At 72.8% G+C, this 8,359-nt stretch carries 8 protein-coding genes and 1 pseudogene; 5 read left to right on the forward strand and 4 right to left on the reverse strand.

Annotated elements, in window-relative coordinates; translation table 11 throughout:
* Window positions 1–116 precede the first annotated feature (116 nt).
* Window positions 117–728 (forward strand): helix-turn-helix transcriptional regulator, encoded by a 612-nt coding sequence (locus KME77_RS30295; RefSeq protein WP_308250694.1) that lies wholly within the window; start codon window positions 117–119, stop codon window positions 726–728.
* Window positions 729–799: 71 nt separating this feature from the next.
* Here the strand turns inward: KME77_RS30295 and KME77_RS13800 are convergent, their stop codons facing one another.
* Together KME77_RS13800 and KME77_RS13805 are read right to left on the reverse strand one after the other, a co-directional pair.
* Window positions 800–2,632 carry a glycerol-3-phosphate dehydrogenase/oxidase gene (locus tag KME77_RS13800; protein ID WP_246609724.1) on the reverse strand — a complete coding sequence of 611 codons (1,833 nt, stop codon included), beginning with the start codon at window positions 2,630–2,632 and terminating at the stop codon, window positions 800–802.
* A 246-nt stretch (window positions 2,633–2,878) separates the two neighbouring features.
* Complete coding sequence (locus KME77_RS13805) at window positions 2,879–3,649, reverse strand: DeoR/GlpR family DNA-binding transcription regulator (RefSeq protein WP_219466774.1); 771 nt, start codon at window positions 3,647–3,649, stop codon at window positions 2,879–2,881.
* A gap of 130 nt (window positions 3,650–3,779) precedes the next feature.
* On the opposite strand from KME77_RS13805, the gene KME77_RS13810 reads away from it, so the two are divergent.
* From KME77_RS13810 to KME77_RS13825, 4 genes are all read left to right on the forward strand, one after another.
* On the forward strand, window positions 3,780–4,652 hold the full coding sequence (locus KME77_RS13810) for an SIS domain-containing protein (protein ID WP_219466779.1): 873 nt from the start codon (window positions 3,780–3,782) through the stop codon (window positions 4,650–4,652).
* Window positions 4,649–5,782 (forward strand): N-acetylglucosamine-6-phosphate deacetylase, encoded by a 1,134-nt coding sequence (gene nagA, locus KME77_RS13815; protein ID WP_219466785.1) that lies wholly within the window; start codon window positions 4,649–4,651, stop codon window positions 5,780–5,782. The genes KME77_RS13810 and nagA overlap by 4 nt, the downstream gene beginning before the upstream one ends.
* 66 nt (window positions 5,783–5,848) lie before the next feature.
* The gene (locus KME77_RS13820) at window positions 5,849–6,751 is read left to right on the forward strand and encodes a 1-phosphofructokinase family hexose kinase (protein WP_219466787.1); all 903 of its coding nucleotides are present in this window, start codon (window positions 5,849–5,851) and stop codon (window positions 6,749–6,751) included.
* Window positions 6,752–6,772: 21 nt separating this feature from the next.
* On the forward strand, window positions 6,773–7,597 hold the full coding sequence (locus tag KME77_RS13825) for a class II fructose-bisphosphate aldolase (protein WP_219466791.1): 825 nt from the start codon (window positions 6,773–6,775) through the stop codon (window positions 7,595–7,597).
* A gap of 7 nt (window positions 7,598–7,604) precedes the next feature.
* Here the strand turns inward: KME77_RS13825 and KME77_RS13830 are convergent, their stop codons facing one another.
* Complete coding sequence (locus KME77_RS13830; RefSeq protein ID WP_219466794.1) at window positions 7,605–8,045, reverse strand: GNAT family N-acetyltransferase; 441 nt, start codon at window positions 8,043–8,045, stop codon at window positions 7,605–7,607.
* A gap of 32 nt (window positions 8,046–8,077) precedes the next feature.
* Window positions 8,078–8,359, reverse strand: a pseudogene (locus tag KME77_RS13835) (TetR/AcrR family transcriptional regulator); the annotation flags it as partial.

Genomic DNA, 8,359 nt, shown 5'->3' on the forward strand with positions numbered 1-8,359 from the left:
GCCGCACAGGCCGGCGCCCTTTCTTTTGGACATGTATGGACACCTCGCGACAAAATAATGAAAAATCCACTGACACCCTTAAGTCGGAACCCAGATGGGGGTGTGTCATGCCCTTCGTGGACCGAGAATCGGCCGCAAACCCCGACCCCTGCCTAGACGACCCCTCCCTCGAAGACCCCGCCCTGGAGAGCGCTGCCCTGGAGAGCGCTGCCCTGGAGAGCACCGCCCTGGAGAGCACCGCCCTCTCCCTCGATCTCGCCTCCGTGCGTCTCAAGCTCGACGCGTTGCCGCCCGTGGCGCGGCGGCTCGTGCAGGCGGCGGCCGTCCTGGACGAGCCCGCCTGCGGCCAGACCCTCGTCACCGTCGCCGGCGTACGGCCCGATCAGGGCGAACCCGCCCTCGCCGAGGCGTTACGGCTCGGGCTGCTGCGCGAGTGCGCGCCCGGCTCGTACGAGCTGCGCCCCCTGACCGGCCAGGCCGTCCGCGACTCGATCACCCCGGCCGCCAGGCGCAGACTGGACCGGCGCATCGGGGGCCCCGAGGGCAGGCTGTCACCGAGGGAGGAGCAGGTGATCAGGCTCGCGGCCGGAGGGCTGACGAACAGGAAGATCGCCGAGCATCTGTGGCTGTCGCCCAGGACGGTCGAGGTCCACGTGGCCAACGCGCTGCGCAAGCTGGGCCTGACCTCACGCCGCCAGCTCATCGACCAGCGCCCACCGCCCGACTAGAGCCGCCCGAACGCCGCCCGAGCAGAGCCGCCCTGACGCCGCCCGAGCAGAGTCGCCCGCCGCCGGATCGCTCACGACTGGCGGTCCGGGGTCACCACCGGCTGGTGCTCGGTCCCAGCGACCGACCGGCCCTCCGCCGTCCCGTCCGACCGACCCTCCGTGGCCGGAACCGGCTGGTCCTCCGGCGCCGCGACCGGCACGATCTCGGGCGCGCCCAGCCGGATGGCGTCCGCCTCCTGGTCCGTGTCCTGTTCCTGCGACAGGCGCTCCGCCTCGACCCGCTTGGTGAAGTACTCGACCTCCCGCTTGACCTGCTCGCCGTCCCAGCCGAGCGGCCCGGCCATCAGCTCGGCGGCCTCGTGGGCGCTGCCCAGGCCACGGTGGAAGGTCTCGATCGAGATGTGCGTACGCCTGGTCAGCACGTCGTTGAGGTGCCGGGCGCCCTCGTGGGTGGCCGCGTAGACGATCTCGGCGCGCAGGTAGTCGTCGGCGCCGCCGAGCGGCCTGGCCAGGGACCTGTCGTGCTCGATCAGCTCAAGAACCTCGTCGATCAGCGACCCGTACCGCTGGAGCAGGTGCTCGATGCGGGCCACGTGCAGGCCGGAGGTGTGGGCGAGCCGGTGCCTGGCGTTCCACAGCGCCTGGTAGCCCTCGGCGCCGGCCAGCGGGATCCGGTCCGTGCACGAGCGGGGCACCCGCTGGTCGAGGCCGTGGGCGACGGCGTCCACGGCGTCCTTGGCCATGACCCGGTACGTCGTGTACTTGCCGCCGGCGATCATCACCAGCCCCGGCACCGGGTGGGCCACCACGTGCTCGCGCGACAGCTTCGAGGTCTCCTCCGACTCGCCCGACAGCAGCGGCCGCAGCCCGGCGTACACGCCTTCGACGTCGTCGCGGGTCAGCGGCACCGACAGCACGGCGTTGACGTGGTCGAGCAGGTAGTCGATGTCGACGCGGGAGGCGGCGGGGTGCGCCTTGTCGAGCGTCCATTCGGTGTCGGTGGTCCCGATGATCCAGTGCCGCCCCCACGGAATCACGAAAAGTACCGATTTTTCGGTGCGAAGGATGATTCCGGTGAGCGAGTGGATCCGGTCACGCGGCACCAGCAGGTGAACCCCCTTCGAGGCCCGCACGTGGATCTGCCCCCGGCCGCCCACCAGCTCCTGGATGTCGTCGCTCCACACCCCGGTCGCGTTGACGACCTGCTGCGCCCGCACGTCGAACTCGCCGCCGTTCTCCAGGTCGCACACCCGGACCCCGGTGACCCGCTCCCCCTCGCGCAGGAACCCCACGACCTGCGCCCGCGGCGCCACATGCGCGCCGTAGGTGGCGGCCGTGCGCAGCATCGTCATCACGTAGCGCGCGTCGTCCACCTGCGCGTCCCAGTACTGCACCGCGCCGGTGAACGAGCTGCGCTTCAACGCCGGCGCCAGCCGCAACGCCCTGCTCCTGGACAGGTGCCGGTGGCCGGGCACCCCGCGGGTCAGCCCGGAGGCGAACCCCAGCGTGTCGTACAGCGCCACCCCCGCCCCCACGTACGGCCGCTCCCACGCGAAATGGGTCATCGGGAACAGGAACGGCACCGGCCGCACCAGGTGCGGCGCGATCCGCTGCAGCAGCAGCGCCCGCTCCTGCAACGCCTCCCTGACCAGCTCGAAGTTGAGCTGCTCCAGGTAGCGCAGCCCGCCGTGGATCAGCTTGGAGGAGCGCGACGACGTGCCGGAGGCGAAGTCACGCGCCTCGACCAGGCCCACGTCCAGCCCCCGGGTGGCGGCGTCGAGCGCGATCCCGGCCCCGACGACTCCCCCGCCGACCACCACGACGTCCAGCTCCCGCGCCTCCATCGTGGCCAGTGCCGCCGCCCGCTCCTCCGGTCCCAACCGGGCGATTCCCCGTCCTGTCATGCTTTCTCCCCTACCCGCCGCCGTTCGTACGAAAGACAATCTTCTTCTTGTACGGCACGCATGGGCCGGCCCCACCCGCCGTACGTGGCTGAGGGCCTCCAGGGAGACGGCCGCTGACCGGATGACGGCCGCCCGCCGACACGGCTCTGACCGGCAGGGCGCACCCGGCCCGACCGGCGCGCCCCGGCCAAGGGCGACCGGAGCCGGGAACCCCCGGCGGCCCCGAGGAGGTGCGGTTGCGGTGCGTCAGGCGCGGATCACCTTCACCCCCGCGTCGATGAGCCGGTTGGCCAGGTCGTCCGAGAGCCGGGCGTCGGTCACCAGCGTGTCGATCTGGCTCGCGGGGCAGATGCGGGAGAAGGCCCGTTTGCCCACCTTCGAGGAGTCGGCCACCACCACGACCTGCGCGGCCCGGCTGATCAGCAGCCCGTTGACGCTGGCCTCACCCTCGTGGTGCGCCGAGGCGCCCAGCTCGGCGTCGAGCGCGTCCACGCCCAGGAACGCCACGTCGAGCGTCACCTGCTCCAGCACCCCGGAGGCCAGCGGGCCGATCAGCTCGTACGACTGCTGCCTGGCCACCCCGCCGGTCACCACGATCTTGACGTGCTGGCGGACGGTGAGCTCGGAGGCGATGTTCAGGGCGTTGGTGACGATCGTGAAGCCGGACTCCAGCGCCGGGCTGGTGGCCAGCGTGCGGGCGAGCTCGGAGGTGGTGGTGCCGCCGTTGAGCCCGATGACGGCCCCCGGCGCGACCAGCTCGGCGGCGGCCGTCGCGATGCGGTGTTTCTCGTCGGCGTGCCTGGCGGTCTTGTAGCGCAACGGCAGGTCGTAGCTGACGCTCTGGGCGACCGCGCCGCCTCGGGTGCGCATGAGCATCTGCTGCTGGGCGAGCTGGTCGAAGTCCCGGCGGATCGTGGCGGTGGACACGTCGAGCGCTTGGGCGGCCTCCTCGACGGAGAGCCGTCCTTCCTGTGCGAGCAGCTCGAGAATCGCGTTCCATCGATCGTAGCGAGACACGACTGCCTCCCCTTCGAGATCGGTCGGAGGCCAAGCGTGGCACAACCCGGGAGGTCAGGCCACCGATGCAAAATTCTGCACCTTCCTGGTATAAATAAAGCAGAAACAATCACTCCTGGGGAGGCAAGTGGTGACCACCCACACCGAGGCCGAGATCGGCTCCCAGCCCGAGTGCTGGCGTCGCGCCGTCGCCGACGTGCCCGCCGACGCGCTGCCCCGCCCAGGTGAGCGGGTCGCCGTCGTCGGCTGCGGCACGTCGTGGTTCATCGCGATGGCGTACGCGACGCTGCGCGAGCAGGCCGGGCACGGCGAGACCGACGCCTTCGCCGCGTCGGAGGCGCCGGTGGGCCGCGCCTACGACCGCGTGCTGGCGCTGACCCGCTCCGGCACCACCACCGAGGTGCTCGAACTCCTGAACAGGACCGGCGCGCGGACCACGGCCATCACCGCCGACCCGGCCACCCCCGTCATGACCGCCGCCGACGACGTCATCGTGCTCGACTACGCCGACGAGCGCTCGGTGGTGCAGACCAGGTTCGCCACGACGCAGCTCGCCATGCTCCGCGCCAGCCTGGGCCAGGACCTCACCCAGGCGATCGCCGACGCCGAGCGGGCCCTCGCCGACCCGCTGCCGGTCGAGCTGACCGAGGCCGAGCAGTTCAGCTTCCTGGGCACCGGCTGGTCCGTCGGCCTGGCCCAGGAGGCCGCGCTGAAGATGCGCGAGGCGTCGCGCTCCTGGACGGAGGCCTACCCGGCGATGGAGTACCGCCACGGCCCGATCAGCATCGCCGGCCCCGGCCGGATCACCTGGATGCTGGGCACCGCGCCCGAGGGCCTGCGCGAGCAGGTCGAGGCCACCGGCGGCGCCTTCTTCGAGACCGCGCTCGACCCGATGGCCGAGCTGATCAGGGCGCAGCGGGTGGCGGTCGCCAGGGCGTTCGCCAAGGGGCTGAACCCCGACGAGCCCCTGCACCTCACCCGATCTGTGATCCTTTCACCATGAGCATCACTCTCGCCGACGCCCGGATCGTGACTCCCGAAGGAGTGCGCGACGGGTGGCTGACCATAGAAGACGGCCGGATCACGCACGTCGGGCAAGGGGCCGCGCCCCGCGACGGGCACGGGATGGGCGGCCGGTACGTCGTGCCCGGCTTCGTCGACATGCACAACCACGGCGGGGCGGGCGGGTCGTTCCCGACCGGCGAGCAGGACGGCGCGCGGGACGCGGTCGCGCTGCACGAGCACCACGGCACCACCACGATGATCGCCAGCCTGGTGACCGGCGCGATCGACGACCTGGCCAGGGCGACGGCGTCGCTGGCCGAGCTGTGCGACGACGGCCTGCTGGCCGGCATCCACTTCGAGGGCCCGTACATCTCCCGCGCCCGCTGCGGCGCGCACGACCCGCAGCTGCTGCGCGAGCCGTCGCCGCAGGAGTTCTCCACGCTGGTCAAGGCCGGGCGCGGGCACGTGCGGATGCTGACCATCGCCGCCGAGCTGCCCGGCGCGCTCGACACGATCCGCGCCGCCGCGGCCGAGGGCGTGATCGCCGCGCTCGGCCACAGCGACGCCACCTACGAGCAGACGCTGGCCGGCATCGAGGCCGGGGCGAGCGTGGCCACGCACCTTTACAACGCGCTGCCGCCGCTCGGCCACCGCGAGCCCGGCCCCGTCGCCGCGCTGCTGCAGGACGAGCGGGTCACGGTCGAGCTGATCAACGACGGCGTGCACGTGCACCCGGCGATGCTGCGGCTGGCCTGCCAGGTGGCCGGGCCCGGCAGGACGGCGCTGATCACCGACGCGATGGCCGCCGCCGGCAAGGGCGACGGCACGTACGTGCTGGGCTCCCTGACCGTCAACGTCGTCGACGGCGTCGCCCGGCTGGCCGAGGGCGGCTCGATCGCGGGCAGCACGCTGACCATGGACGTGGCCTTCCGCCGCGCCGTCCAGGAGGTGGGGCTGACGCTGCCCGAGGCGGCCCAGCTCGCCTCGCTGACGCCCGCGCGGGTGCTCGGGCTGGCCGACCGGGTCGGCTCGATCAGCGTGGGCAAGGCGGCCGACCTGGTGGTCCTCTCCGACGACCTGGAGGTGGCCGGCGTGATGAAGCGCGGGACCTGGATCGTGGAGCCCTGATGACCTTGACGCCGAAACGCGCGGAGCCCTGATGACCCGCACGATGCCGAAGCGCGCGGAGTCCCGATGATCCTCACGGTGACGCTCAACGCCGCGCTCGACGTGACGTACGAGGTGCCCGGCGTCGCCTGGGACGGGGTCAACCGCGTCTCGGGCGTGCACCGCCGGGCCGGCGGCAAGGGCGTCAACGTGGCCCGCGTCCTGACCGCGTTCGGCCAGGACGTGCTGGTCACGGGCCTGGCAGGCGGGCCGACCGGGCAGGCCGTCGAGGCGGACCTGGAGGCGGCCGGGCTGCCGCACGCGCTGGTGCGGATCGCGGGCGACTCGCGGACGACGCTGGTGGTGTCCGATCCCGGCACGGCGACGCTGTTCAACGAGCCGGGCCCGGTGGTCACGCCGGAGGAGTTCGCCCGGCTGGTCAGACATTTCACCGTTCTGCTGGACTCCGCCGAGGCCGTGGTGCTGTCGGGGAGCCTGCCCAGAGGCGTGCCGCTCGACGCGTACGCGACGCTGGCCGCCATCGCCGCCGAGCGCGGCGTGCCCGCCATCGTGGACGCCGACGGCGAGCCGCTGCGCCACGCGCCCGGCGGCCGGCCCTCGATCGTCAAGCCGAACGCCGAGGAGCTGGCCAGGGCGGTGCCTGGAGGCGGCCCCGAGGAGGGCGCCCAGGCGCTGCGCGGGCGCGGGGCCGAGGCGGTGGTGGTGTCCATGGGCGCCGAAGGGCTGCTGGCCGTGACGCCCGAGGGAACGTTCCGGGCGCGCATGCCGTACAAGGTCGAGGGGAACCCGACCGGGGCGGGCGACTCGCTGGTCGCGGGCCTGGCGCTCGGGCTTGTGCGGCGCTCCCCGTGGCCGGAGCGGCTCAGCCGGGCCGCCGCGCTGGGGGCCGCGGCGGTCGCGGCGCCCGTGGCGGGCGACTTCGACCGCCAGGTGTACGACGACATCCGTCCCCAGATAGTCATCGACTAGTCATCGACTGAGGAGTTCATCATGCCCCTGGCCGGCATCGGCGACATCGTGCGCGAATCCCCCGCGGGGGTGGGCGCGTTCAACGTGATCCAGTTGGAGCACGCCACCGCCATCGTCGCGGGCGCCGAGGCCGTGGGCCTGCCGGTGGTGCTCCAGATCAGCGAGAACTGCGTGAAGTACCACGGCGCGCTCGAACCCGTCGCGCTCGCCTCGATGGCCGTCGCCAGGCGCGCCGCGGTGCCCGTGGCGGTGCACCTCGACCACGCCACCCGCCGCGAGCTGGTCGAGGAGGCCGTGGAGCTGGGGCTGGGGTCGGTGATGTTCGACGCGTCCGCGCTGCCCGACGAGGAGAACGTGGCCGCCACCGCCGAGGTCGCCGCCTGGTGCCACGGCCGCGGCGTGTGGGTGGAGGCCGAGCTGGGCGAGGTGGGCGGCAAGGACGGCGTGCACGCGCCCGGCGCGCGGACCAAGCCGCACGAGGCGGTCGACTACGTGGCGCGCACCGGCGTGGACGCGCTGGCCGTCGCCGTGGGCACCTCGCACGCCATGACCACCAAGGACGCCGTGCTCGACCTGGACCTCATCACCGAGCTGCACGCGGCGGTGCCGGTGCCGCTGGTGCTGCACGGCTCGTCGGGGGTGCCCGACGACACGCTGCGCGAGGCCGTGCGGCACGGCATGAAGAAGATCAACATCGCGACGCACCTGAACAAGGCGTTCACCGGCGCGGTGCGCGACTACCTGGCCGGGGACGCGAAGGTGGTCGACTCGCGCAAGTACCTGCGGGCGGGGCGCGACGCGGTGGCCCGCGAGGTCTCCCACCTGCTGGGCGTGCTCGCGGGCTGAGCCCCGCTCACGGGGTGAGCTGCTTGCGCATCACCACGGCCGAGCGGCCCTCGATCCCGACGCGGCCGAGCTGCACGTAGCCGATCGACTCGTACAGGGCGATGTTGGTGGTCATCCTGACGTTGGTGTAGAGCCGCAGGGCGGGCAGGCCGAGCCGCCGGGCCTCCCGCTCGGCGAAGGCCAGCAGGCTCCGGCCGATGCCCTTGCCGTGCAGCGCGGGCCGTACGGCCACGTTGTCGACCAGCAGCACGCCGTCCTCGGGGACCAGCACGACCAGCCCGTCGAGGCCGTCGTCGCCCGTCACGTGCACCCGGCCCGCCGCGATGAGCGCGGCGTAGTCGGCCTCCATCGGCAGCGGGCGCATGCCGATGACCGGCACCCACGGCTCGTACGCCTCGCGCACCAGCTCTTCGACGGCCGCCCGGTCGGCCTCTTCGGCGAGTCTCACGCGTCCATGCTCGCAGGACCCGCCCGGCCGGGCTAGGACACGCCGGGCCTGGGCAGCAGGCGCTCGGCCGCGCTGACGACCAAGCGGTCGACCTCCTCCGCCGAGAACACCTCCGGCAGCGTCAGCCGCTCCACGATCAGCCAGTTCAGCGCCAGGTAGAGCAGCTTGACCGTCGTCTCGTCCCCGGGCAGCCCGGAGCCCAGGTGGTAGGAGACGTTCGCGTCCACGTCGGCGCGGATCCGCTCGGTCAGCACGGCGCGCAACGCGGGCCGCCGGGTGGCCTCCAGCCGCAGCTCCAGCAGCGCCAGGTAGCC

The organism is Nonomuraea rhizosphaerae, assembly GCF_019396405.1.
Lineage (GTDB): Bacteria > Actinomycetota > Actinomycetes > Streptosporangiales > Streptosporangiaceae > Nonomuraea > Nonomuraea rhizosphaerae.